The sequence below is a fragment of the Paenibacillus sp. FSL M7-0896 genome, from assembly GCF_037975415.1.
Classification (GTDB): Bacteria; Bacillota; Bacilli; order Paenibacillales; family Paenibacillaceae; genus Paenibacillus_AQ; species Paenibacillus_AQ silagei.
In genome coordinates this window covers 7,197,712-7,220,420 of record NZ_CP150250.1, presented here as the reverse complement: position 1 = coordinate 7,220,420, position 22,709 = coordinate 7,197,712, and the positions used below count along the sequence as shown (strand labels likewise).

The following is a 22,709-nucleotide window of genomic DNA, read 5'->3' as shown; positions in this document are numbered from 1 at the left end:
ATGACCATCTTCATGGAATCAACTAAAGAGAGGGAGCTCTCCTTCGATATCCGCAGAACCCTTATCTTGGGTGCCTATATGCGGGAGTGGCAGATGCCGGAATACCGGGTCATTCTGAAGAAGCCTGAAACAGGAGCCTATGTTGAGATCTATTATTTTCCTGCAGTGGAGGGGGAAGAGATTGCGAGGTTTGCAACAGTAGGGTTATCCGCGACTCACCGCCTAAATGGGCAAGCTGTGGGTACAGAGTGGGTGATGGCTCTGACCTCTGACTTAGGCGGAGAGTCTATGGACCGGATATTTACCTATCTCAGTGATCTTATCGCCCATCATATAGAGGGCGCAGGTGATTCACGGATACCTAGAGTGATGGAAGAGAGTCCGCTGGCCCCGGCTAACTGGACAACCACTGCTTTTCTGCTGGATGAGCTGAGGGGAGAAAGTGAAGAGCTGGAGGAGATTCAGGTCGGGAGCGAGAAGGCTGAGATCGTATGGGCGCTACCAGTCACGGCGCAGGAGGCCGCATTAATCTTAAGTGAAGGCGTGGAGGCCTTTGATTCCTACATCGAAGAGATCGAGCATTCTATTATTGATCCGCGGCGCTAGTCAGACTCCAGTTCGCCGATACGTTCAGCACCATATAACTGGTTCAGATGCTCGATGTGGGTGACTCCCCAATCATTCATGGCCTGCATGATGCCGGACAAGCTTCGTCCGTATTCCGTGATGGAATACTCCACTTTCGGCGGGATCTGGTGGTAAATCTCACGGTGAACAATATTATGGTATTCCAGCTCACGCAATTGTTGTGTGAGCATTTTTTTGGTGATCTCAGGAATGGCGCGCTGTAATTCGCTGAATCTCATAGCTCCGTTATTGAACAGGCGCAGCAGAATGACGGGCTTCCATTTCCCCACGAAGATTTCTAATGCGGACTCGAATTTGCAGTAGGTCATATCGCTGCCCCCTTGATTCACGTAAGGTATCTTTGAAGTAACTAGGTTTAATTAAAGTGTCTACTTCTCATGGGAAACCCTTCATATTATTATGCAGCTAAGGTTTCTGTAGCGCAAGAAGAACCGCCTGCCCGAGTGGAGGGCCCGGATGCGGCTTGCGTAAACATATGAGAAGGAGTGACATTGTATATGAATTTCGTGTTATGGGTCTTACAGATTGTTCTAGGTGCGGGGTTCTTGTATTCGGGTTGGCTGAAGGCATTTCAGTTGGACTCGGCCCGGGCGGCCTGGAGCTGGGTGAATGATGTGCCGCAGGGGTTGGTTATGGGTATCGGCATCGCTGAGCTGCTGGGGGTCTTGGGGTTAATTTTGCCGATGGCTCTTCGCATCCAGCCGCAGCTTACCCCGCTCGCCGCTATGGGTCTGGCTGCTGCCGCAGGCTCCGGTCTGGTCTTCCATCTATTGCGGGGCGAACCGAATGTGTGGATCAACATCATCTTTATAGTACTGGCGGTCATTATTGCTGCCGGCCGATTCCGGCTGTTGCAGGGAGGCTAAGCCCCGTCCCTTGACCATACTAAATGGATTACTACAGCTATCATTATTAATGATACTCACCTTCTCTTCTAGTCATTTTACCTAACCGCTGGAACAGCCTACACTTTGTATGAAGCCACTATAGCGTAACAGGAGGATATGAAGATGAAGGCAATTACACTTGGACCGCAGGGTCTGCAATATACGGATCATCCGGACAAGCGTCCTGAACAGGGACAGGTCAAGGTAAGGTTAAAGACAGCCGGACTCAATCACCGGGATTTATTCATTATAGCTGCTGCTTCTGCTACAGAAGGTGCACCGGGTCCGATTCATCCTTGTGTGCTGGGTTCAGACGGGGCTGGTGTTATTGAAGAGACGGGTGAAGGGGTAAGCGGCCTGGCTCAGGGGATGGAAGTCATTATTAATCCATGTCTCGGATGGAATCGGGCGGATGAGGTACCTGTGGTTCCTGACATATTGGGTTACCCTGCAGACGGGACTTTTGCGGAATATGTGATTGTGCCTGAGCAGAATGTTGTGCCTAAGCCAGTGTATCTGTCCTGGGAGGAAGCGGGTGTCTTACCCTTAGCGGCACTTACTGCGTATCGGGCGTTATTCACTAGAGGGGGCCTGAAGTGGGGCGACCATGTACTGATTCCGGGCATTGGCGGCGGAGTGGCTACGTTTGCTGCTCTTATGGCGGCAGCGGCAGGGGCGCGGGTTACAGTTACGTCCAGAAGTGAAGCGAAGCGTGCAGAGGCCCTGCAATTACCGGTTACTCAGGTTATAGACAGCAACACCCGTTGGAGGGAAGAACTCGGGAACCATCCTGTAGACCTGATCCTGGATAGTCTAGGTCCAGCCACATTCGGGCAATACTTCGAGGTCATCAAGCCGGGCGGGAGAATCGTCATGTTCGGCGCAAGCTCGGGCGATGATCTCACCATTCCGGCCAGAGCGATCTTCTTCCCGCAGCTTCAGTTGCTTGGAACATCCATGGGCAGCCATGAAGAGTTCACCGCGATGCTTCGGTTCATGGAGCAGCATCAGATACACCCTATCATGGATAGCGTGTATTCCTTAGCGGAGACCCCGCTTGCCCTTCAGCGGATGGAACGTGCGGAGCAGCTCGGGAATATTGCCCTGAGAATAGGCTAAGGGTAGAGATACAGGACATGCAGGCGCTACTGATTCGGCCCGATTGCCTTGCACCCGCTGAATGTGATCGGTTTTTCGATTACATTTGGAGCGGATAACCTTTCGTCAGCCGAATGTGATCGGTTTTTCGTCTACATTAAAAACGCTACTGACATAACGTTGTCAGTAGCGTTTTTTTATCATTAGACATGTACACATTCAAGAGAGGATGAACACTTATGAATTTCGCTTCGATACGCATCATTACTGACGACATCGATCGTCTGGTTGAGTTCTATGAGCAAGTGACAGGGGGGACGGCAGAGCGGCCCGCTCCGGTATTTGCCGAATTCGTTATGCCCACATGTACTCTGGCCATCGGCCACTCCAAGACAGCACAGCTATTCGGCGCAGATGCTGTAGTGGCGGGAAGTAACCGCACGGTTATTATGGAGTTCCGCGTTGACGATGTTGAAGCGGAGTATGCACGCTTGAAGCCAGCTGTTGAGGATTGGGTACAGGAGCCAACCACGATGCCGTGGGGGAACCGCTCGATGCTGTTCCGTGATCCCGACGGCAACCTGGTGAACCTTTTTCAGCCGGTGACGGAGGATGCGGTTAAACGGTTTGAGGGCAGGTAATAACAGAGGTGCAGGCGGGTTAGATCATAACGCTCCTGCATCTCTTGCCGTATAGAACGTCGGATAGATCGGGCGGTAATGCAGTTCGTCTCTGATCCGCGAGGTATCGACAATCATGTCCCATGGATCATATGGCTGCTGCAGAGCTTCAGGCGCGGGTTCGGCCTGATGAAGCTGAAGCATCTCGGCCACGGAGATCGGTGCATCATCAGCCACATTATAGATGCGTCCGTCGATGCCCGGCGTGAAGGCGGCGAGCATCAGTGCCTGGCTGATATCCGCATGATGGGCCATATGGATGCGTCTGGCCGGATTCCATTGGCTGAAATAAGGCAGTACCTCCGCGATATGGGGGTCGCGCTCACCGTAGACGAAGGGAAAACGTACAATACGCAGCCCTAAGCCCTGTTCACGGTGAAGTGCCAGCAGCGCCGCTTCAGCTTCCGCCTTACTCTGGGGATAGGCAAAAGCAGGCCGGAGGTCATCCTCCTCCCGGCTGGGCCGGGAATGACCTCCTGGTCCGTAGACGTGGTTGGTGCTTGCGAATACGAACCTTGGCACATCCGCATCCAGCGCTGCACGGGCCAAAGCCACAGCGCCGTCAATATTGGCTATTCGGGTGGTCTGCTCATCCACGCCGCGGAACTGGGCGGCTAAGTGAACCACAACGCCAATGTCCCGCAGTGCCTCAAGATATCCTTCCGGCTGCAGAAGATCGCCTTCTACGCATTCAGCCCCTTGCTGGCGAAGCTCCTCCACCCTGGCAGTATCCCTGACCAAGAGTTTAACCTGATGGCCGCGCTGGAGCAGACGCGGAACCAGACGGCTTCCTACCTTACCTGTTGCTCCAGTTACAAAAATCTTCATCCTCAGATCCTCCTAAGTTGTTAAGTCATAGGAGGAGTATAATGGGACGCGCGAATAGCATCCTTCCTGCCTTTATCGTATGATTGGGAGTGTCAGGATAAGGAGGCGATTCTATTCTATGGAGAACGTTTCTTCCAAAATATCATTGGGTGAATTTCTGCGTACGCGCCGGGAACGCCTTACGCCGGAGGATGTGGGGTTGAAATCTTATGGGCGACGGCGGATTACAGGGCTGCGCCGGGAAGAAGTAGCCCAGCTTGCCCATATCGGAACCTCGTGGTACACCTCCCTGGAGCAAGGCCGGAACGTCAATCCATCGGAGGAAGTGCTTAATAATATAGCCAGAGCCTTGCGGTTAACAGAGGATGAACGCCAGCATCTGCATCTTCTTGCCAGACCGGTACAACAGGACAGGGAAGCGGATCTGCACATTCCTGCGGGCATTGAACGGATGATCCAGGCGCTAGGTCCGCATCCGGCATTTGTGCTGGGGAGATATTGGGATATGCTGATGTGGAATCAGGCGGCTGAGCTTGTGTTCCGGTTACCTTCGTGTGCGGATGCGGTGCCGGAGAGAATCAACTGGGTCAGATATCTTTTGACAGGGCTGTGGCCATCCGTAGAGGGTTGGGGAACTGGAGCCAAAGTCCTGATTGCCCAGTTCCGTGCGGATTACGCGCGCTTCCCTGATGATGCGAGGTTTAAGCAGCTCATCGAAGAGTTCATGCAGAACAGTCAGCTCTTTCGCGAGATCTGGCCGCTTCATGAGGTTCAGGCCGTAGCAGACCACCACAAACAGAGATATGATCCCCGGATCGGCGAGATGGAGTTTGAGCATGTGACCCTGCAGCCTCCGGGTAATCCGGATCTGAAGGTAATGATCTACACAGCTTCAACAGAGACAAGTGAGCGGCTGCAGCGTATGCTGGAGACTCTTGGGGCACAAGTGAAATAGATAAAAAGCTGGAGGCCTCCAATGGGGCCTCCAGCTTTTTTGTACATAAATCGGACCTAGTAGGGGTAGTCCTAATTGCAATTTGTACAACTAAATCGCCGGATGTGCCGCCAAATCTCTTTTTAGATGTATTTCGTGCAATTAAAATGCCTCTAGTTCTGGATTTTTGCCCATCCAGTCAAATTTAGTTGTACAGACTACAATTAGAAGAAGATGGACTTCCGTTTCACTGTTTTTAGTTGCACAGAATACACTTACCCCTGTTTTTTCGCTACAGATACAGCCTCATCCCTTACCGCATTTATGGACTGAAATCACTTGATTAATTAGGATGGTCTTTTACCCTTGAGAAGGGAAAACGGGGCGGTTAACAGAAATGGTATATGTACAGGAAATCAGCGAAACGGAAGGATAGAGCCATGAGTAACTTAATCCTGAAGCATTGGACGGAGGAGTGTGAGCTGCCCGGGATCAATTGTATTGCTTGGGCAGATGGCAGCATTACGATTCTGAATATTGAGACCTGTTACGACCCGAATACCCGTCAGCGTACAATGCGCTGTTCCCCCTTGTGTGACACAACGATTGAGAGCATTGTGAAGCATAACGATGATCCTTGGACCATTGTTGATGCATGGACGAGTCTGGATTATGAGGGCGGTACAATCTACGGCGGGGACGGGCAGATGGGGAATGAGGGCTTCATTGCCTGCACCGATGCGGGCGGCAATATGGTTTGGGCTTTTTTCTCGGATGTCACCAATCCTATCAAGCAATTAAGTATTGAAGACCGGACATTAATCGCGATGAATGAGCATGATGAGCTGAGGATCGAGATCAATCTGGATCATCTTACAGAGATGAGGCTGATCCCATGCCGCAAGTAGAATCAAGAAATACCTTTTCCAGTATTCTAGAATGAACATAGAGCGGTTGGAACGAGGGGGTGAGCGGACGGTGTACGAGTGGCACAGGCAGATCCAGACCATTGTCGATGATATGGACCAAAGCATTAAGCAGCATAACAGTGAGGCCATAACGCTGCAATCTCTTGCTGACAAGCTGGGTTATTCGGAGTTTCATACGACGAGGAAATTCAAAGAGATATCCGGGATGCAGCTTAGGGATTACCTTCGCCACCGGAAGCTGGCTTTTGCACTGAAGGAGGTGCGGGACAGCGGAAAAAGCATTCTGGATATTGCGCTCGACTATGGATTCTCCTCCCATGAAGCTTTTACGCGCGCGTTCAAGGTGACCTATGGTGTGGCCCCAAGCGAGTACCGGAGACACCCGTACCCTGTCGTCCTGCGGACCAAAATCAACCCGTTTGACCGCTACTTTTTCGGACTAGGAGAGGTTGGCATGGTAAAATCTACAGAAGAGGTTAAGATTTATTTCGTGACCATTCCCGCACACAAGTTCCTGTACATCGAGAACGTGGAGAGCAACGGGTATTGGGATTTCTGGCAGAAGCAGAGCCTGATTCCTGGGCAGGATTGCGAGACCATCACCGGCTTGCTGGACAGTATCAAGGGCAAGCTGGATGATGACGGCGGAAGCGACACGAACAGCGGCAACGGCCAGATTATGGCCTATATGAATGACCCGGACGGCAGACTCTGCGATTGGGGATTTCCGCGTACAGAGTGTTACGGTGTGCGTCTCCCTTACGAGTATGAAGGTGAAGTCCCCGCGCAGATGCTGATGGCGGATGTCCCCGAGGCCGAGTATATCGTATTCGAGCACGGGCCATTCGATTATGAGCAGGAGAACCGCAGTGTCGAGGAACGGATGGAGCAGGCGATGGCTGCTTTTGACTATACAGGCACTGGCTACTGCTTCGACTCTACCCCCGGCCGGATCATCTACTTCTATTTCAACCCGGATCGGTACTTCAAGTATGTCCGGCCTGTTCAGAAGTCATAATTGCTGCCAAGCGCCTGCTGCTCTCATAGGGTGGGTGCTTTACTGATTAGTAATGTAACTCTATGCATGACATACAGCACTGAGGACATCCATAATTTGTGATTAACTTGTAAGAGTTGATGATGAAAGGGTGATATTCCTTATGGATGTAAAAAATTCCAATACATATGGCGGCGTAGCGGCTCAGGCGCGAATAAGGTATACTCGTCCTCTGCTGCTTGCCCTAATGGCGATACTGCTGATCAGCAGCCTGACAGCCTGCAGCGGCAACTCTTCTGCGGGCGAAACAGCAAGTCCGTCTGCACAATCAGCCAGTCCATCGGCACCTCCTGCCCGATTGGCCCAGGCAACCCCTGGAGCAACCCCGCTAACGACCAAAGCGACCGGCCAGATTTATCTGTATGGCGAATCCCATGGCGTTGCCAAGATTATGGACAAGGAATATGAAGCTTGGTCTGATTATTACCACAACAAGGGCATGAGACACCTATTCGTGGAGCAGTCCTATTACGCTGCCGAATACTTGAACCTGTGGATGCAGTCGGACAATGATGACATTTTGGAGGAGCTTTATCAGGATTGGGAAGGGACTCAGGGTCACATTCCCTATACGAAGACTTTTTTTAAGAAAATAAAAAGCGGATGTCCTGAGACAATCTTTCACGGAACAGATATTGGGCATGGACCTGATACTACCGGCGAGCGGTTCTTGTCTTATCTTAAGGCCAACGATTTGACCGGATCGGAGATATACACCTTAACAACCGAAGCGATTCAGCAGGGCCAGAGGTATTACAGGAGTTACGATAATGTATACCGGGAAAATAAGATGACGGAGAATTTCATCCGAGAATTTGAAAAGCTGGGCAACGAGAGCATCATGGGCATTTACGGGGCAGCGCATACCGGAGTCAATGAAATGGAACTTATTACCAAGTCTGTTCCTTGCATGGCCAATCAATTACATAAGCACTATGGAGGCAACCTGCACTCCGAGGATATTAGCTGGATGGTGAAGGATATTGAACCGCTCAGAGTAGAAGAAATCACTATGCAGGGTAAGAAGTATGCAGCATCGTATTACGGGAAGCAGGACATGAGTGGATTCAGGGATTATGTTTACTGGGATTTTTGGCGATTAGAAGATGCTTACGAAGATGCCAGCAAGCTGACACAGACGGGTAATGTTCTTCCGTATGATCAATACCCGATGCAAATCGCAGAAGGTCAGGTATTTGCCATTAGTTTTACCAAAACAGATGGGTCGGTGGAAAGAGAGTACTATGTGGCTAACGGTAAGCAGTGGGAAGGCAGGGAGGCAACGTGGCAGCTTAAGGTAAAGGAATGATCTGCTGTATGTAAGCAGCCCTGCGGAAATGGTATATTAGTGTGGTAGTTTCCATTTCTTAAGCAGATGGGCGGGTGTATCTTTTGGACACGAATAGTGGAAAAGGAAAAGCTCTTATCAGGGAATTTATGACTTGGGCGGAGGCAAACGGCTGGGAGATTAGGAAGAAATCCGGTGCTCAGCTGCATTTGAATAGCGGCATTACTTCCAGATATAAAGGACTGCCCAAAGAGTACTCAGAGTTTCTAAGTGTAGTTGAAACCTGCGTTGCACCGGATGAGCAAACCTGGTTTATTTGTGAGGCTGAGTTCAATCATAGCGCGGAAACCGAATTCCGGTGGAATGAATTTGAAATGCTTAGTGTGGAGGCAGCAGCGGGTGATCCAGCTTGGCAGTCCGAGATCACGGCCTGGTGGGATCATCACTTGCCGATCGTAATGTCTGTGAAGGACGGATATTCCTTCTACGCCATCGACTTAACGACAGACAGCGGGGCTATTGTCCGTGGAGTTGAGCCTGAATTTGAAGAGGTTGAGCAGGTAGCCGATTCGTTTGGAGAATTCCTGGCCTGGCTGATGTCGGATTCGAGTAGATAGATTGTAAGATGCGAAAAGATCAGAGCCTGAGGGAGTAGGTTCTGATCTTTTTTATTGATTAGGAGATTATGACTTTCGTCCGATGTGGATAAGTTGTGCATAAAGTTGGGGGTAAGTGTCTTGGAGCATCGGCAGGATGACTATATTCTGGTTCAGTAATAGGAATGACTTCGCTGATTTCACCGAACAGCCGGATATGGTCGAAAAACCGACCACATTCGGTGCGGCGGAGGCGTGTGGGCCGGATATGGTCGAAAAACCGACCACATTAGGTGCGGCGGAGGCGTGTGGGCCGGATATGATCGAAAAACCGATCACATTAGGTGCGGCAGAGGCGTGTGGGCCGGATATGATCGAAAAACCGATCACAATGGGGATGCCGCAGGCATTTTATGCTTGGATAGAGCTAGAGAGTTGTTTCATTCCTGCTCCCGGTCTCTGTCATACTCAAGTTCAACCAATTTAATGAAGTAGGAGGGAGTAATCTTTAAACCTCTGCAAAGCTCAAATATTTTGGTGATGGATGGCTCGTTGCGGCCGACTTCGATCATAGAGATATAGGAACGATCTACGTTACATTCGTGAGCAAGGTCCTCTTGGCTCAAGCCTTGTTTGATTCGTATCGCTTTAACGGTTTTTCCGATAATTTGTTTAAGTGTGTTGGGTGTATCGTTCAAGGAAAATACTCCTTTTATCATTATCTATCTCTGCCCCACCACCTCTACAAACCTGCACATTGCACTGGAAAGCACCGAGTTGTGGCGGTATATCAACCATACTTCTAGCTTCCGGTAATCTTCGGGCAGGCGGTGGGAGGTGATTCGTCCGGCCTCTTCTGCCTTGCAGATCGAGGACTTCGGCAGCAGGGATACGCCGAGTCCGGCAGATACTCCGTTCAGAATCATTTCAAGCGTGCCGAATTCCCGGATCTGAACCGAGTGCATCCCGCTCTCGCGCAGGAAGCGCTCCGCTTTGACCCGGTGCGTGCAGCCAACGTCGAAGAACAGCATGGGCTTTTGCAGCAACTCATGCAACTCAGTTGTCCCCGGTTCAGCAATGAGCACCAGCTCCTCCTCGTAAGCCGCAACATGCCCGATATCCGGCTGGTCTATGGGTCCATAGACGAAAGCACCATCTAATTTATGATCAAGCACTTTGTGGAGAAGGTCATGCGTTTCACCCGTGATGAGCGACAGATGGACATCGGGGTAGCGGGAATGGTAGTCAGCGATCATGGATGTGAGATGAATGACCGCTGTCGTCTCAATAGAGCCGATCCGCAGCGGGCCGGCCGGGTGCTCTGAGTATTGTGTTGATTGTACAGCCTCGTCCATTAGCATTAGTATGGCATTCGCGTATTCCAGCAGGTTCTCCCCCGCAGGCGTTAATGTCATCCCCCGGTTGGACCGGTGGAACAGCGGGACCTTCAGCTCGGCCTCCAGGAACTGGATCCGGCTGGTCACATTGGACTGAACATAGTTCAGGGCTTGCGCAGCCTTCGTAATCGTACCCTCACGGGCAACAGCCTGAAAAATCCTCAAATCTCCACTTTCCATTGCGGTGTCACCTTCTGTATATCATAATCTATAGTAGTACCTTCCGATGCTGATCATTGTACTGAATTCCATCCTTGATGACAAATTAAAAAGGGAAGCCGGGAGCTAGAGCCTGCTGGCCGAAAGGAGACCCGTATGGCATATGACCGGATCGATTGGCATTCCGGGGGAGATTATCCTGCAGATCTGCCGGAAGAGAATGGCGGGATTCATATCGGCATGTTTCTGGCCTGGGCCTTGGGCCGCGGTATGGCGGGGGAAATTCACCTTGAGGAGTCGGCGGAGGCGCTGAAGGGGCTTAAACGCCGTGAGCTTACAGGGCTGGAATACCTGCTGGAGTACTGTGACGGGAAGTTCTGGGATGAGGATCTGGACGAGCGCGGCAATGCCTTCGCCGCCGATTATTATGACGGTCAATCGGCGTTCGCCGCACAGTATGGAAGCTATCTCAATGATTACGGTGAGGTGTTCAACCGCCTGGCGGCTGAACAAGGCCGTGAATATCCAAGCATCTATCATGTAGAGAACAGCTGGGAGAATTACGACCGCCTGAAGCCCGTGCTGGATGACCGTTTTGCCCAGTGGGAGGTCTGGTCTGAAGGCCCTTCTAACCGTAAGCTTGATCCCAAAGCTCAATTCCTTCAGGCCTGCCAGCAGACCGGGCAGCAGTTTCTCCAGGCAGAGGGCTTCAAATCCAATAAGGCGGGTACGGTATGGAAAAAAACAGCGGCCGACAAAGATACCATATTCGAGCTCTCTTTCCAACCGCAGTCTTACAACACCCGCACCGATGTACGGATGACCGTGAACCTGCGGATTGCCAGCAAGTCCGTCAAAAAATGGCTTGCCGGACAAACCGGCAGAGGGGACGATACCGTTCTGTTCGGCTCGCTGCGCAGGCCGCAGAAATCGTCAAGCGCTATCGTCTGGCAGGTCGCCGGCTCACAACTGGATTCCTCCCGGCAGGAGATCGGTCAGCTGATTGGGGAACGTGTCCTGCCGCTGTTCGAGCTGTTCGCAGACCGTCCCCGCGCACTGGAGCAGCTTGCCGCTTGCGGCGCAGGATTCCCCGGCATCTGCGATGCTGAATCCAGTCCGCTGGCCTATCTGCTGTGCTTCGGCACACAAGAGCAGGCGCAGCGCTTCTTTACGAATTATTTCAACAGCCGGCCGTCGCCTTGGCGCCGGAATATTCATCAGACATACAAGCGGCTGCAGGAGGGAGAATCATGGGACTATTCCGCCTATGTCCGTGAGAATGATGTGAAGCTGGCGTTCAAGAACGGCCTGGTTATCCCTTGATGCTGTAGACAGGCAGCAGGGATGTTACCACACTCCGAAGCCCGGATCATACTCCCGGACGGCTGAATAAATCCCCTCCACTATACGGGGAAGGTCTTCTTCCGGGTAGCCATAGTCCTCGGGCATGGCCTGCGGGGGAACAATAGCAGATACGCTGCCGGGGTACAGCTCAATCTTATGCCTTTCCAGCCCAATCTCGAAAGAATCCTTGAATGTCAACCCGTCATGGACCAGAAAAAAGTACATGTCGTGTATATCATCCTCTTCAACGATGAGCACACCTTGTTCGTTCAGCTTCATGCGGCTAACCCCCTGCTCGAATAGTGTTGTATCTATTATACCGGATCGGGCGGAGGCTGAGAATGAATTCAAGCCAGCTATCCCATTCATCTTCCCCTCAATGTCTGTCCTTAAGTGCAGCACGGTAGGACAGGGGAGTTGCCGACTCGTATTTCTTGAAGATCTTAATGAAATAACCGGCATCGCAAAAATTCAAGTGATTGCTGATCTCGTTGACTGACCAATCCGTTGTTGCCAGCAGCTCCTTCGCCCACCCGATCTTCATGCGTGCGACATATAGGGAGAAATGCTCGCCCATCTCCCTGGTGAACAAGCGGCTGAAGTAGCTAGGGCTGATATGGCATAGCTGCGCCAGCGATTTCAGCGAGAAATTCTCCTCCCGGTGGCTTAGCATATAGTCCAAAGCAGGCTGTAGAGTAGGACTTATGCATTCCGTCTTGTATGCGCTTCCCGAAGAGGCCGGAGTCTTGGGAGCCGAGGGCGGCTCTAGGGGCAGCGCAGACCGTTCGGGCTTCGGCTTGGCCTCATGCTGCGGGTTCAATGCCTCATGCTGCCGGCTTCGCTCCAGCAGCTCATGCTTCAGGATCGATTCCTTGACCACATAGTTGCACAAATGATAGAGCATATCGGCGGTGGCTACGACCTCCTCATACGTCATGACGGGCAGCAGCTCGTACTTGCGGGCCCGATCCTTCGTCATGGCGTCCTGGTGCGGACGGGACACAATCTGCTCCAGATTCGGGCCGCTTCCCTCCGCCAGCCGGATCTGTCCGGCCATCAGCGCACCGATGTACTGATTATCGACAATGATAGGGATAGCAATGTCGAGAATATCGAAGTGGCAGCGGTAGATATAGGGCCGGCTCAGCCGCACAGCCTCCAGACCTCCGCGCGCGTCACATTTTTGACAATAGGCTGAGAATTCCTTGTCGCTGCGCACGGTCTGGCAGAAGGCCTGGCATCGGCTATGTGCGGTAACCGGCACACCTTTATAATCGACCATAATGATGGCCATGCGCGTCACCAGGGACAATGATTCCTGAAGCTTGCCCCATTCATCCATATCAATGATATATTTCAAATCGAATTTGGATTGCATCCGGCTCACTCCTTCCATTTACAGTGACAATGAGAACAAGATAATTATAATTCAGATGCTGACAACATAATAATACTATTTTGCAGCATATTAATTCGTTTGCTTTGTCCCATGCGCCGCGCTATCCACTTGTCTATAATGGGGACATACGACTCGAGGAGGAATGAAAGAATGAGAAGAACCTTTATCAGCCCGGCTAAATACACACAAGGTGAGGATGAGCTGCTTCAATTGGGATACTTCGTCAGTACTTTCGGCACATCGGCTCTGCTGATTGCGCACCCGGATGATGTGAAGCGTGTGCAGGCCAAGCTCGATGCCACCAGCAGTCAATTCGGCATTACCCTCGTGAAGGGGGATTTCCAGGGCGAATGCTCCCGGCAGGAGATTTCCAGACTACAGGAGCTGGCCCGTGAGCACAAGTGTGCTTGTACAATCGGTCTTGGCGGAGGCAAAGCGATCGACACGGCCAAATGTGTGGCAGAAGGCGATGCGCTGATTATCGTTCCTACCATTGCGGCCACCGATGCACCCACCAGCCATTCCGCTGTGATTTACACTTCTGAAGGCGCTTTCGAGGATTATGCTTACTTCAAAGCCAGCCCTTCGGTGGTGCTGATTGATACGACTGTTATTGCGCAGGCTCCTACCCGCTTCCTGGTATCCGGGATGGGCGATGCCCTCTCCACCTACTTCGAGGCCAGAGCTACTGCGGCATCCTATTCCAATGTCAATGCGGGGCTTCCTTGCGGAGTGCATGCAGGCGTGATTACGGAGGCCAAAGGCACCAAAGCCGCGCTGGCCCTTGCCCGCTTATGCTACGATACACTGCTGGAGGATGGCGTCTTAGCCAAGCTGGCTTGTGATCAGAACGTGGTGACACCGGCGCTGGAGAATATAATCGAAACGAACATCCTGCTGTCGGGACTTGGCTTCGAGAGCAGCGGTCTGGCTGCCGCACATGCCATCCATAACGGCCTGACGGCGCTTGAAGGCACCCATCATTATTACCATGGCGAGAAGGTGGCCTTCAGCACGATTGCACAGCTCGTTCTGGAGAACGCGCAGCAGGCAGAGATCGATCAGGTGTTGTCCTTCTGCCACTCTGTTGGCCTTCCCGTATGCCTAGCCGATATTGGTGTCGCTTCTATCTCCCATGAGGAGCTGCTGGAAGTGGCCCGCAAGGCGTGTATCCCGGAAGAGTCGATTCATTCCATGCCGTTCCCGGTTACCGCTGAAGCGGTTGCCGCTGCCATTGCTGTCGCTGACAAGCTGGGCGAAGCCTTCAAGAAGAGTAAGGAGCAGCGCGTATGAAAAAGATAATCAACGATCCGGCCAATCTCGTCCGTGAGATGTGCAGTGGACTGGTGATGGCTCATCCGCAGCTGACATTCGACAGCAAATACAAAATTGTCTCCAGGTCTGCGCCGAATCCTGACAAGGTAACGCTGATCAGCGGCGGGGGCAGCGGCCATGAGCCGGCGCATGCCGGGCTGGTCGGACCGGGAATGCTGGATGCCGCAGTCTGCGGGGATGTCTTCGCCTCCCCGTCACAGATTCAGGTCTACCAGGCGATCCGCAACCATACCGGCCATAAGGGCGCTCTGCTGATCATCAAGAATTACAGCGGCGATATGATGAACTTCCAGAATGCGGCTTATCTGGCGGCTGAGGACGGCCTCGCTGTGGACTATGTCAAGGTTGATGATGATATTGCAGTAGAAGACAGCCTGTATACGGTGGGACGCCGAGGGGTTGCTGGCACGATTCTGGTGCATAAGGTTGCCGGGGCGGCTGCCGAGGCCGGACTGCCGCTGGCCGAGGTGAAGCAGGCCGCGCAGCATGCCGCAGAGCATGTGCGTAGTCTTGGTTTTGCTTTTACCTCCTGTACCGTTCCTGCCAAGGGTACGCCTACCTTCCAGCTTCAGGAGGATGAGATGGAGTATGGGGTCGGCATTCATGGTGAACCGGGCATCCGCAGAGAAAAGCTGTTGACCGCCGATGAGCTGGCGGAACGTATGATCTCTGCCCTGCTGGCCAGTCTGAACCTGGATCAGCCGGACGGCGGAGAGGTAGTGGTGCTGGTCAACGGCTTCGGCGCAACGCCTCTGCAGGAGCTGTACCTGCTCAATCACTCTGTGATCCGTAGTCTGGGAGAACGGGGGATCATCATCCGCCAATCTCTTGTAGGCAACTATATGACCAGCATAGATATGGCCGGCGCTTCCATCAGCCTGATGAAGCTGGATGATGAGCTGCGCAGATGGCTTGCTGAGCCTTGCGATACTCCGGCGCTCCGGTTAACGGGTGAGCTTGCGCCGGTGCAATACGTCAGCCCTCTTCCGCAGCAGGAGGCTCAGGCTGAGGTGAGCCTGACGGCCGAGACAGATCCGGGCTTCGCTGTCCTCCGTGACGAACGGCTGCGGCTTACGAACATCATCTATCTGGTGGATAAGATGAGTGAGATTATTATCGCGAATGAGGCTCCCTTCTGTGAGCTGGATGCTCATGCGGGTGATGGAGACTTCGGGATGAGTGTCGCCAAAGGCTTCAAGCAATTGAAGCGGGAATGGAAGGAGCTTGTGCAGGATCACGCTACGGATATCGGAAGCTTCCTTCAGGCCTGCTCCCTGATCATTATGGAGCATTGCGGCGGAGCTTCCGGTCCAATCTGGGGCTCGGCCTTCCGCTCAGCAGGCAAATATGCTACAGGCCGGACCTCGCTGAATACGCTGGAGATGGCCGGGATGCTGGACGCGGCGGCTCAGGGCATCCAGGCTACTGGTGAACGCTCCTTCGGACGGGGAGCAGTCGTGGGTGATAAGACGCTGATCGATGCGCTGATTCCTTGTGCTGAAGCCTGGAAGAGCAGCGCGCAGCAGCAGCTGTCCTTGAAGGAGGCCTTCGCCAGGGGGGCTGAAGCCGCTGTCACGGGGGCGGAGCGTACGAAATCCATCGTTGCGCGGATGGGCCGGGCCGGGACAGTAGGTGAGCGCAGCATCGGCCACCCGGATGCGGGCGCATTTGCCCTGGGGGTTATTTTCACAGAGCTGTCTAACGCTGTCCAATAAGTGTTGCCTGGGTATAAGCCCGCCTGTCACTTCATCGTGACGGCGGGCTTATTTGTTGTGGAAGTAAACGAGGAGCCTGGGATATATGCTTGGTGTGATATGATGGAAGACAATCGGCCAGGCCATTATGTGACATTCTTTGAATATGCAGGAGGGATCATCATGGAATTAGAGAAGCAGGCTGATCAGCTTGAGCGGATCAGGACGAAGCTGGAGCAGGCCCTGCGCAAGGATGCGGAGTTCGCGGAATTTGGGGCTTCATCGCATCGATATAAGCTGAAAGAGAAGCTTACAGCAGGCGAGCTGGCGGACTGGGAGGCACAATATGGGATCAGGCTTCCTGAACCGTTCGCCCGGTTCTTGACAGAGATCGGGAACGGCGGGGCCGGACCGTATTACGGGATCTATCCGCTTGCACAGGCCACCTCCTATACCGAGCTTCCGGCACTCCAGGGCCGGGCGGCGCTTCATCCCGGAATGACCGCAGAGGAATGGAATCTATTGACGGAGCCTCTGACGGGGGAGCGGGACATCTCGGATGAAGAGTACGAGGAAGCGAGAAACAAGGCGCTTGGCGGAATGCTGTGTATCGGCACCCAGGGCTGCGAATATGAGATGTATCTCGTGCTGGAAGGGGAGCACCGGGGGAGGATTGTGTATACCTCGGAATTTTTCCCTGACCGCCCGTTCTTCTTCGTCTATGAAGATAACTTCCTGGACTGGTACGAGCGCTGGCTGGATGAGATTATTCTGGATTATGACAACGCATGGTTTGGCAGCCGGCTGCCGGGTGACGAGAATACGCTTATTCAGCTGTATCGGAACACTCCTGACGGGAAGCTGCAGGCCAAGGCGCTGGAGGCCATGTTCAAGTTCAAGCGAATCGCCCCGTCGACCTTGGAATTCCTGAAGCATGTGACGGAGCATAGCCCCCGGGATTCCAAAACAGCCATCTCGCTGCTCTGCAAAACGTCCTTTGCGGCGGGCAGGCCCTATCTGCAGAAGCTGCTGCAGTCGGATGACGCTGAGGGAGCGCTCCGCGCCTTAACCATTCTGCATACTTACGGCAAGAATGAGGACCGGACCGAATTCATTCCGCTGATCCGGCAGAGGCTTGAGAGGCTTGAAGGGATTAATGATGCGGAAACTCTGCGTTATGCCGGTTATATTCTAAAAGACTGCGATGCTGTGAACCTCCGCGATTTCGCACCCTTCCTGTGCCATACCAGCCTGGTTATGCAGACGGCTGCGATCTATGCCGTGAGAGACTGCGGGAATAAGCAGGAGAGCTGGCAGATCATTGAGCAGATGTTCCGTACCGGAGGTACAGAGGTACTGCGCAGCTCCATTTCACATTGGGACGTTATTCCACATGAGAAGCTGCTGCCTTACTATAAGGCGATATGGCCCGAATACAAAGGAAATCCTAATTTCAGGGAGAAATTCACCGCTTGCTTGCGGGAGCTGCACCTGCCGGATGATTATTTGGGCTGAGCGGATGGGGCGGATCAGCAAATAGCAGGATAAACATTCTTGGAGGATATACGTATGCTTCTTTCAGAAATTTTGCCTCATGTGGCCCGGTTACAGCCAGATTACTATGCTACAAAGTACAGAAATGAGTATCTGACCTATCAACAATTACTGCATCAGGTGAGCTGTGTGGCGGGAGGTCTGAAGAACTTGGGAATAGGACCCGGTGAACGGGTGGCGCTTGCAGGTGATCCTTGTCCATATCTTGTGATTGCAGAATGTGCCGTAATTGCTATAGGTGCCATTCCAGTTACAATCTTTCCAGGTCTGGCCTCTAGAGAGATGAATCAGATCCTTGATGATGCTGCCCCAACAGCTATCGTGTATGATGCTGATCATCCGAGAATAGCCTCTTCTCTTTCAGCGCCCAGTATAGCTTTTACCATCACGTTCAAGCCGGTCAACGGCGGCCTGTCCTTAGAAGATTTAATCGCGACTTCCTCTCCATTAACAGCATGGTACACAGCACAGCCGGATGACATTGCTCTTCTGATTTATACCGGGGGCACAACGGGACGCTCCAAGGGAGTGATGCACTCCCATCGTGCGATCAGAAAGTGGGCCTTTATGAGCCCGGCAAGAGGCGGAGGGCATAATCCGGCCAAAAAATCGCTTGTTCCCAATCAAGCCCATCTTACCGGACAATTTATCCTTTGGACAACTCTTTTTGAAGGAGGCTGTCTCATTTATCCGGACTCCTATCCGCTGCAGGCTAACGAGGTTATAGATATTATTGAGCATGAGCAAATCAGATTTCTGGGAACCGTCGGACTCCTATTTAGGGATATTACTGCCTTGGCAGGTAACCGTTCCAGAGAAGTCGGGTCCGTGGCAGGCATATCCTGCGGAGGTGCTCCGATCAGTGAGAAGACCTTGCAGCAAGCTCTGGAAGTATTCCCTAACGCGCAGATATCCGAGGTGTATTCACAGACAGAGAGCGGTCAATTTATCAGCTTTTTATCTGTACAAGAGTGCCTTGCAGAGGGGAAGCTTCATCGGCTGCAGTCGGTCGGGAATCCATCCCATATGGAGCGCTGGGGCCAGAAGCCGTTTGAGGTGCGTATAGTCAATGACTCAGGGCAAGATGTAGAGCAAGGAGACATTGGCGAAATCATATGCAGAAGTGAACAAATCATGCTTGGTTACTGGAACAATCCGGAAGAGACAGGCAAGACCATCCGAAATGGGTGGCTTCATACGGGTGATCTCGGCAGATTGGATGAAGACGGTTATCTATATCTTATGGACCGGAAGAAAGACATGATTATAGTGGGAGCTTCTAATGTCTACTGCTCTGAAGTGGAGCAAGCAATCAGCGCACATCCCTCCATCCTTGAGGCTGCTGTGGTAGGAATGCCCCTGCCGGATAAAGGTGAAGAAGTCACTGCGGTAGTTGTACTTAAGGATAAGCAGACACTCGCTCTAGAGGATTTGCAACAATTCTGCGGTCAATCGATAGCCGAATATAAGTTGCCTACCCGCTTAGTGATTACTCAGTCACTTGCCAGAACATCCGTAGGCAAAATAGATAAGAAGGCGATAAAAGAAACTATGTACTAGAGGGGGATCTCAATGAGACTTCGAGATAAAGTCGTTCTCGTAACAGGCGTTACGGGCACGGCAGGAGATAAAATTGCCAGAAGATGTGTTAGCGAGGGAGCAGAGGTCAAAGGACTTATCCGAAATGCGGACCAGATTGCACTATGTGAAGAGCTCGGCATTACACCCGTCATCGGAGACTTGACAGATAGAGCTTTTATTGTGGAAGCGCTTCGGAATGTGGATATTGTCATTCACGCTGCGGCGTATCTGGGGGAGGACCTGGCGATTGCCGAGGCGTCCAATGTTCAGGGGGTCCAGAGTCTGGTTGACGGTGCTGTATCTGCGGGAGTGGAGCGCTTCGTGCATATTTCTACAGTATCGGTCTATGGTCATTTTGATGGAGAGGTGGAGCTGGATGAGGCCAGCAGTCTTGCCTTCGGCCACGGGGAGGTATACATTTCAACCAAATGTGAATCGGAACGGATTGTACAAGCTGCAAGGGCTAACGGTTTGACAAGTGTGATCCTGCGTCCTGGAGTGATCTGCTCCGAATCCAACTCGCACTGGGGCGACCGACTGATCACTAAGCTTGCTGATTCCGGGGAAGTGGACTGGATTCATCCAGAGGACTTAACGCCCTGGGTGCATGCGGACAACCTGGCTGAGATGTGTGTACTGGCAGCGACGCAGCCTGCGGCTGGGAACCAGTGCTATAACGCAATTGACGGAAATTATCCGGAAAAAGATTTTACGATGCGTATCGGTCTTGCCTTGAACAAGAAGTTCATTATACCGGGTGGAGACCCTATAAGAACGGCGTATAGCTGCGACAAAATAAAAAACGAGCTGGGCTACAGCCCGGTCAAAACGTTCGAGGAGACCGTTGTCCGGCTGGAGCAGCAAGCTAGGGGAGAGCAAAATGTATAAAAAACCGACGGCCATGCGTTCCGTTCTAGATCCAAAGTATTTGGAATATTGCCTTAGTCCTCTGTACGACATTGGAGATTGGCGAGATTGCTTGTTCTGGTTACGCGGCTTGAACGATACTTACAGAATCCGTACCGGCAGAGGCACTTATATTCTTCGGATCTACCGCCAATCGATAGCTGAAAGTGATGTTGTCTATGAATTGTCCCTCCTGACTCAGCTGGAACACCAATTAAGCGCAGTAAATACAAAGGTTTCCGTTCCCCTCCCTCAAAAGAACAGCAGCTTATATACGGTCATCGATGCGCCGGAGGGCCCGCGAGTTGCCGTGATTTACAGCTATCTGACAGGCACTGAGAACGTGCTGCATGATGAGGAATCATGTGCTTCCTTCGGAAAATCCGCTGCTGAATTGCATGCTGCCATGGACAGGGTCTCCTTAGATTTGCCTAGACCGGATCTGGATACCCGCGCTCTGATCTCCCTGCCGCTGGACCGTATTGTGGATTATCTCGGTGAGGGACACCGCTCTGCTGCGTACCTGCGCGAGTTCGCCGGTGCATTAACGGAGCGGATCAACGCTGCTAGTCCGGGCCTGGACTGGGGCATCTGCCACGGAGATTTGCACGGGAATAACAATGCCTTCCAGGAGGGCGATACGTTCACGCATTATGATTTTGAATGGGCGGCAAAAGGTTGGCGCGCCTACGACTTGGCCCAGGTCCGGCACAGAAAACGTCTGCCGCAGGAGAAGAAGGAACCGCTGTGGCAGGCGTTAATGTCGGGTTACCGCTCGGTCAGAGACTTCTCCGAACAAGATGAATCTGTAATTGATCTGTTTATGATTGCCCGCCGGTTGTGGGTGATGGGACTTGATGTCGAGTTCATCAGTGATAGCGGGGCGCTGGATTACACGGAAGACTGGCTGGAGGAGTTCATTGATGAGTTCCGCTCTTACGATATAGTCTGATGATCCATGAGGAGGAGGAAGACGGGGATGTACACCATGACCAAATCCATCGACGCTGCGGAAGTACGCAGGACTGTTCTTACAGGGCAGGGGTATATTCCGCTCAAGAAGTTCGAGTTATCGGATTATTATGGCCGCGTACAAAAGGAGCTGTAACACCGATTACCCTCCGCTAGGCGGGATGCTGTTAAAAGCCCATTGCACCTGGGCATCCGCCCAGGCATCTTCTCCGCGAATGCATATGATGATTATGCCTAATGAAACGAAAGAGGAGCGATAGATATGGGATTTATACCAGTGCCGGGAGGCGGCGGAGGATTTCCGGGGATACCGGGATTTCCGGGTGGACCAGGCTTGCCGGGAGGGCCGGGGATTCCAGGCGGAGGGCCCGGAGGATTTCCAGGGACGCCCGGGGGTGCGCCGGGAGGAGTAGCCGCACCGACGGCGCCACCGCCGCAATTCGTACCGCAAGCACCAGCGGTCACGGCTTATGCGGTTGACCCCGGGGGCATCAGAGGATGCCTGTTCCGCAACACTTATATCTGGCTGAATAATGGTGAGCAGTTCTGGTTCTACCCGGTATTCGTGGGCAGAAGTTCGGTCGCAGGCTTCAGATGGAATGGCTTCTTCTGGGGATACTACGGCGTTGATTTGAACCGGGTTAGCTCGTTCACCTGCTTCTAGTTGAATTCTGGAAGGAAGCCACCTTTAGCAAGTAAAGAACCCCATGGAGTAAAGGATGCATTCAGTTCGTAGCGAACCATGAGAGATAAATGTATTCGGTGCAACTAAAAACAGTGAAATGGAAGGCTTTCCTCTTCTAACTGTAGTTTGTACAACTACATTTGCCCGAATGGGCGAAAATCCAGGTATAGAGGCATTTTAATTGCACGAAATACAGCTAAACAGAGATTTGGCGACATATCCGGCGATTTAGTTGTACAGATTGCAATTAAGCCTCTCCCTTTACCTTAATCGCGGCGCGGTAAACCCTCAGCAAGCGATTAGTTAAAGTAATTTTCAAAAGCTGAACTTTGATGGGCTTCTAGCCTGGCGGCATCTCCCTGTTTGGCGTACCGTGACTTGGTTAAGTATAGATCAAGATCACGGACAGGGAGGTGTACTATGGACAACCTGTGGATGGCATTCGTCTACCCTGGCAGCTTCTTGAGTCTGCTGGGGATTGTATTACTCATTATTGGCTATCAACGGCGGCGCACGGGCAGGCGTACCCGTCTGGAAGGCGCGGTAGCCCAGCCCGGCCCGCCGGCACCTGGAGGCCCAGGCACCGCATCGTTTCAGCGGGAGGTACGGTATTCGCTGATGGGAGGCATTCTGCTGGGGCTGGGCTTGCTCCTATTTGCTGCATTGGGCGTTACCTCGCTGTTAGAATAGGACAAGCGTATTGAGCTGGAAACGGCTTAAGCGGGTAGCGGGCAGTAC

Annotated in this window: 26 protein-coding genes; 20 read left to right on the top strand and 6 right to left on the bottom strand. The window is 52.5% G+C overall.

Translation table 11 applies throughout. The features are described 5' to 3' along the window. Positions 1 to 12: 12 nt before the first annotated feature. Positions 13 to 606 carry a suppressor of fused domain protein gene (locus MKY12_RS31315; protein WP_339252481.1) on the top strand — a complete coding sequence of 198 codons (594 nt, stop codon included), beginning with the start codon at positions 13 to 15 and terminating at the stop codon, positions 604 to 606. Here the strand turns inward: MKY12_RS31315 and MKY12_RS31310 are convergent. Next, positions 603 to 956: a helix-turn-helix domain-containing protein gene (locus MKY12_RS31310; RefSeq protein ID WP_339252479.1), complete on the bottom strand. Its 354-nt coding sequence runs from the start codon at positions 954 to 956 to the stop codon at positions 603 to 605. The two genes, MKY12_RS31315 and MKY12_RS31310, sit on opposite strands and share 4 nt — an antisense overlap. Before the next feature lie 189 nt (positions 957 to 1,145). On the opposite strand from MKY12_RS31310, the gene MKY12_RS31305 reads away from it, so the two are divergent. The 3 genes from MKY12_RS31305 (at position 1,146) to MKY12_RS31295 (ending at position 3,274) form a co-directional block, all read left to right on the top strand. After that, positions 1,146 to 1,514, top strand: coding sequence for a DoxX family protein (locus MKY12_RS31305; RefSeq protein ID WP_339252477.1), 369 nt, complete (start codon positions 1,146 to 1,148; stop codon positions 1,512 to 1,514). Between the two features lie 144 nt (positions 1,515 to 1,658). After that, entirely contained in the window at positions 1,659 to 2,654 is a 996-nt protein-coding gene (locus tag MKY12_RS31300) for a zinc-binding dehydrogenase (RefSeq protein ID WP_339252475.1), read from the top strand. A 218-nt stretch (positions 2,655 to 2,872) separates the two neighbouring features. Continuing rightward, positions 2,873 to 3,274: a VOC family protein gene (locus MKY12_RS31295; protein WP_339252474.1), complete on the top strand. Its 402-nt coding sequence runs from the start codon at positions 2,873 to 2,875 to the stop codon at positions 3,272 to 3,274. Between the two features lie 24 nt (positions 3,275 to 3,298). Here the strand turns inward: MKY12_RS31295 and MKY12_RS31290 are convergent, their stop codons facing one another. Further along, a complete protein-coding gene (locus MKY12_RS31290) occupies positions 3,299 to 4,141 on the bottom strand; it encodes an NAD(P)-dependent oxidoreductase (protein ID WP_339252473.1) in 843 nt (280 codons plus the stop codon). A gap of 118 nt (positions 4,142 to 4,259) precedes the next feature. Here MKY12_RS31290 and MKY12_RS31285 point away from each other — a divergent pair, with 118 nt between their 5' ends. The 6 genes from MKY12_RS31285 to MKY12_RS31260 all read left to right on the top strand — a co-directional run bounded on the left by MKY12_RS31285 (position 4,260) and on the right by MKY12_RS31260 (position 9,432). Next, positions 4,260 to 5,096 (top strand): helix-turn-helix transcriptional regulator, encoded by an 837-nt coding sequence (locus MKY12_RS31285; RefSeq protein ID WP_339252472.1) that lies wholly within the window; start codon positions 4,260 to 4,262, stop codon positions 5,094 to 5,096. A 419-nt stretch (positions 5,097 to 5,515) separates the two neighbouring features. Continuing rightward, entirely contained in the window at positions 5,516 to 5,983 is a 468-nt protein-coding gene (locus MKY12_RS31280; protein ID WP_339252471.1) for a hypothetical protein, read from the top strand. A gap of 70 nt (positions 5,984 to 6,053) precedes the next feature. Then, a complete protein-coding gene (locus tag MKY12_RS31275) occupies positions 6,054 to 7,022 on the top strand; it encodes a helix-turn-helix transcriptional regulator (protein WP_339252470.1) in 969 nt (322 codons plus the stop codon). Positions 7,023 to 7,164: 142 nt separating this feature from the next. Continuing rightward, a complete protein-coding gene (locus tag MKY12_RS31270) occupies positions 7,165 to 8,370 on the top strand; it encodes a hypothetical protein (protein ID WP_339312152.1) in 1,206 nt (401 codons plus the stop codon). Between the two features lie 128 nt (positions 8,371 to 8,498). Further along, positions 8,499 to 8,966 carry an SMI1/KNR4 family protein gene (locus tag MKY12_RS31265; RefSeq protein WP_339252467.1) on the top strand — a complete coding sequence of 156 codons (468 nt, stop codon included), beginning with the start codon at positions 8,499 to 8,501 and terminating at the stop codon, positions 8,964 to 8,966. A gap of 136 nt (positions 8,967 to 9,102) precedes the next feature. Then, a complete protein-coding gene (locus tag MKY12_RS31260) occupies positions 9,103 to 9,432 on the top strand; it encodes a hypothetical protein (RefSeq protein WP_339252465.1) in 330 nt (109 codons plus the stop codon). Here the strand turns inward: MKY12_RS31260 and MKY12_RS31255 are convergent. Beyond that, complete coding sequence (locus tag MKY12_RS31255) at positions 9,386 to 9,664, bottom strand: helix-turn-helix transcriptional regulator (RefSeq protein WP_339252463.1); 279 nt, start codon at positions 9,662 to 9,664, stop codon at positions 9,386 to 9,388. The two genes, MKY12_RS31260 and MKY12_RS31255, sit on opposite strands and share 47 nt — an antisense overlap. Positions 9,665 to 9,667: 3 nt before the next feature. Further along, a complete protein-coding gene (locus MKY12_RS31250) occupies positions 9,668 to 10,522 on the bottom strand; it encodes a LysR family transcriptional regulator (RefSeq protein ID WP_339252461.1) in 855 nt (284 codons plus the stop codon). A gap of 135 nt (positions 10,523 to 10,657) precedes the next feature. Here MKY12_RS31250 and MKY12_RS31245 point away from each other — a divergent pair, with 135 nt between their 5' ends. After that, positions 10,658 to 11,824 (top strand): hypothetical protein, encoded by a 1,167-nt coding sequence (locus tag MKY12_RS31245; RefSeq protein WP_339252459.1) that lies wholly within the window; start codon positions 10,658 to 10,660, stop codon positions 11,822 to 11,824. Positions 11,825 to 11,848: 24 nt separating this feature from the next. Here MKY12_RS31245 and MKY12_RS31240 read toward each other — a convergent pair whose 3' ends face one another. Both MKY12_RS31240 and MKY12_RS31235 read right to left on the bottom strand, forming a co-directional pair. Beyond that, a complete protein-coding gene (locus tag MKY12_RS31240; RefSeq protein ID WP_339252457.1) occupies positions 11,849 to 12,124 on the bottom strand; it encodes a hypothetical protein in 276 nt (91 codons plus the stop codon). Between the two features lie 97 nt (positions 12,125 to 12,221). Beyond that, on the bottom strand, positions 12,222 to 13,223 hold the full coding sequence (locus MKY12_RS31235; RefSeq protein WP_339252455.1) for a PocR ligand-binding domain-containing protein: 1,002 nt from the start codon (positions 13,221 to 13,223) through the stop codon (positions 12,222 to 12,224). A 171-nt stretch (positions 13,224 to 13,394) separates the two neighbouring features. Between MKY12_RS31235 and MKY12_RS31230 the strand changes: the two genes are divergently transcribed. From MKY12_RS31230 to MKY12_RS31190, 9 genes are all read left to right on the top strand, one after another. Beyond that, the gene (locus tag MKY12_RS31230) at positions 13,395 to 14,537 is read left to right on the top strand and encodes a glycerol dehydrogenase (RefSeq protein ID WP_209868978.1); all 1,143 of its coding nucleotides are present in this window, start codon (positions 13,395 to 13,397) and stop codon (positions 14,535 to 14,537) included. Continuing rightward, a complete protein-coding gene (gene dhaK / locus MKY12_RS31225) occupies positions 14,534 to 16,294 on the top strand; it encodes a dihydroxyacetone kinase subunit DhaK (protein WP_339252453.1) in 1,761 nt (586 codons plus the stop codon). The genes MKY12_RS31230 and dhaK overlap by 4 nt, the downstream gene beginning before the upstream one ends. Before the next feature lie 162 nt (positions 16,295 to 16,456). Then, positions 16,457 to 17,788, top strand: coding sequence for an SMI1/KNR4 family protein (locus MKY12_RS31220; RefSeq protein WP_339312150.1), 1,332 nt, complete (start codon positions 16,457 to 16,459; stop codon positions 17,786 to 17,788). A 54-nt stretch (positions 17,789 to 17,842) separates the two neighbouring features. Beyond that, positions 17,843 to 19,387 carry a class I adenylate-forming enzyme family protein gene (locus MKY12_RS31215; protein ID WP_339312149.1) on the top strand — a complete coding sequence of 515 codons (1,545 nt, stop codon included), beginning with the start codon at positions 17,843 to 17,845 and terminating at the stop codon, positions 19,385 to 19,387. Between the two features lie 12 nt (positions 19,388 to 19,399). Then, on the top strand, positions 19,400 to 20,296 hold the full coding sequence (locus MKY12_RS31210; protein WP_339312147.1) for an NAD(P)-dependent oxidoreductase: 897 nt from the start codon (positions 19,400 to 19,402) through the stop codon (positions 20,294 to 20,296). A gap of 109 nt (positions 20,297 to 20,405) precedes the next feature. Next, positions 20,406 to 21,266 carry a phosphotransferase gene (locus MKY12_RS31205; protein ID WP_339312146.1) on the top strand — a complete coding sequence of 287 codons (861 nt, stop codon included), beginning with the start codon at positions 20,406 to 20,408 and terminating at the stop codon, positions 21,264 to 21,266. A gap of 27 nt (positions 21,267 to 21,293) precedes the next feature. Next, a complete protein-coding gene (locus MKY12_RS31200; protein ID WP_339312145.1) occupies positions 21,294 to 21,422 on the top strand; it encodes a hypothetical protein in 129 nt (42 codons plus the stop codon). A 126-nt stretch (positions 21,423 to 21,548) separates the two neighbouring features. Continuing rightward, on the top strand, positions 21,549 to 21,950 hold the full coding sequence (locus MKY12_RS31195) for a collagen-like protein (protein WP_339312143.1): 402 nt from the start codon (positions 21,549 to 21,551) through the stop codon (positions 21,948 to 21,950). A gap of 441 nt (positions 21,951 to 22,391) precedes the next feature. Next, positions 22,392 to 22,661 (top strand): hypothetical protein, encoded by a 270-nt coding sequence (locus MKY12_RS31190; protein ID WP_036722938.1) that lies wholly within the window; start codon positions 22,392 to 22,394, stop codon positions 22,659 to 22,661. Positions 22,662 to 22,709: the final 48 nt, after the last annotated feature.

What these genes read in the sequence shown, in the direction of transcription:
- MKY12_RS31315 (WP_339252481.1), top strand. Translation starts at nt 13, where the DNA reads ATGGAATCAACTAAAGAGAGGGAGCTCTCCTTCGATATCCGCAGAACC.
- MKY12_RS31310 (WP_339252479.1), bottom strand. Translation starts at nt 956, where the DNA reads ATGACCTACTGCAAATTCGAGTCCGCATTAGAAATCTTCGTGGGGAAA.
- MKY12_RS31305 (WP_339252477.1), top strand. Translation starts at nt 1,146, where the DNA reads ATGAATTTCGTGTTATGGGTCTTACAGATTGTTCTAGGTGCGGGGTTC.
- MKY12_RS31300 (WP_339252475.1), top strand. Translation starts at nt 1,659, where the DNA reads ATGAAGGCAATTACACTTGGACCGCAGGGTCTGCAATATACGGATCAT.
- MKY12_RS31295 (WP_339252474.1), top strand. Translation starts at nt 2,873, where the DNA reads ATGAATTTCGCTTCGATACGCATCATTACTGACGACATCGATCGTCTG.
- MKY12_RS31290 (WP_339252473.1), bottom strand. Translation starts at nt 4,141, where the DNA reads ATGAAGATTTTTGTAACTGGAGCAACAGGTAAGGTAGGAAGCCGTCTG.
- MKY12_RS31285 (WP_339252472.1), top strand. Translation starts at nt 4,260, where the DNA reads ATGGAGAACGTTTCTTCCAAAATATCATTGGGTGAATTTCTGCGTACG.
- MKY12_RS31280 (WP_339252471.1), top strand. Translation starts at nt 5,516, where the DNA reads ATGAGTAACTTAATCCTGAAGCATTGGACGGAGGAGTGTGAGCTGCCC.
- MKY12_RS31270 (WP_339312152.1), top strand. Translation starts at nt 7,165, where the DNA reads ATGGATGTAAAAAATTCCAATACATATGGCGGCGTAGCGGCTCAGGCG.
- MKY12_RS31265 (WP_339252467.1), top strand. Translation starts at nt 8,499, where the DNA reads ATGACTTGGGCGGAGGCAAACGGCTGGGAGATTAGGAAGAAATCCGGT.
- MKY12_RS31260 (WP_339252465.1), top strand. Translation starts at nt 9,103, where the DNA reads ATGACTATATTCTGGTTCAGTAATAGGAATGACTTCGCTGATTTCACC.
- MKY12_RS31255 (WP_339252463.1), bottom strand. Translation starts at nt 9,664, where the DNA reads ATGATAAAAGGAGTATTTTCCTTGAACGATACACCCAACACACTTAAA.
- MKY12_RS31250 (WP_339252461.1), bottom strand. Translation starts at nt 10,522, where the DNA reads ATGGAAAGTGGAGATTTGAGGATTTTTCAGGCTGTTGCCCGTGAGGGT.
- MKY12_RS31245 (WP_339252459.1), top strand. Translation starts at nt 10,658, where the DNA reads ATGGCATATGACCGGATCGATTGGCATTCCGGGGGAGATTATCCTGCA.
- MKY12_RS31240 (WP_339252457.1), bottom strand. Translation starts at nt 12,124, where the DNA reads ATGAAGCTGAACGAACAAGGTGTGCTCATCGTTGAAGAGGATGATATA.
- MKY12_RS31235 (WP_339252455.1), bottom strand. Translation starts at nt 13,223, where the DNA reads ATGCAATCCAAATTCGATTTGAAATATATCATTGATATGGATGAATGG.
- MKY12_RS31230 (WP_209868978.1), top strand. Translation starts at nt 13,395, where the DNA reads ATGAGAAGAACCTTTATCAGCCCGGCTAAATACACACAAGGTGAGGAT.
- dhaK (WP_339252453.1), top strand. Translation starts at nt 14,534, where the DNA reads ATGAAAAAGATAATCAACGATCCGGCCAATCTCGTCCGTGAGATGTGC.
- MKY12_RS31220 (WP_339312150.1), top strand. Translation starts at nt 16,457, where the DNA reads ATGGAATTAGAGAAGCAGGCTGATCAGCTTGAGCGGATCAGGACGAAG.
- MKY12_RS31215 (WP_339312149.1), top strand. Translation starts at nt 17,843, where the DNA reads ATGCTTCTTTCAGAAATTTTGCCTCATGTGGCCCGGTTACAGCCAGAT.
- MKY12_RS31210 (WP_339312147.1), top strand. Translation starts at nt 19,400, where the DNA reads ATGAGACTTCGAGATAAAGTCGTTCTCGTAACAGGCGTTACGGGCACG.
- MKY12_RS31200 (WP_339312145.1), top strand. Translation starts at nt 21,294, where the DNA reads ATGTACACCATGACCAAATCCATCGACGCTGCGGAAGTACGCAGGACT.
- MKY12_RS31195 (WP_339312143.1), top strand. Translation starts at nt 21,549, where the DNA reads ATGGGATTTATACCAGTGCCGGGAGGCGGCGGAGGATTTCCGGGGATA.
- MKY12_RS31190 (WP_036722938.1), top strand. Translation starts at nt 22,392, where the DNA reads ATGGACAACCTGTGGATGGCATTCGTCTACCCTGGCAGCTTCTTGAGT.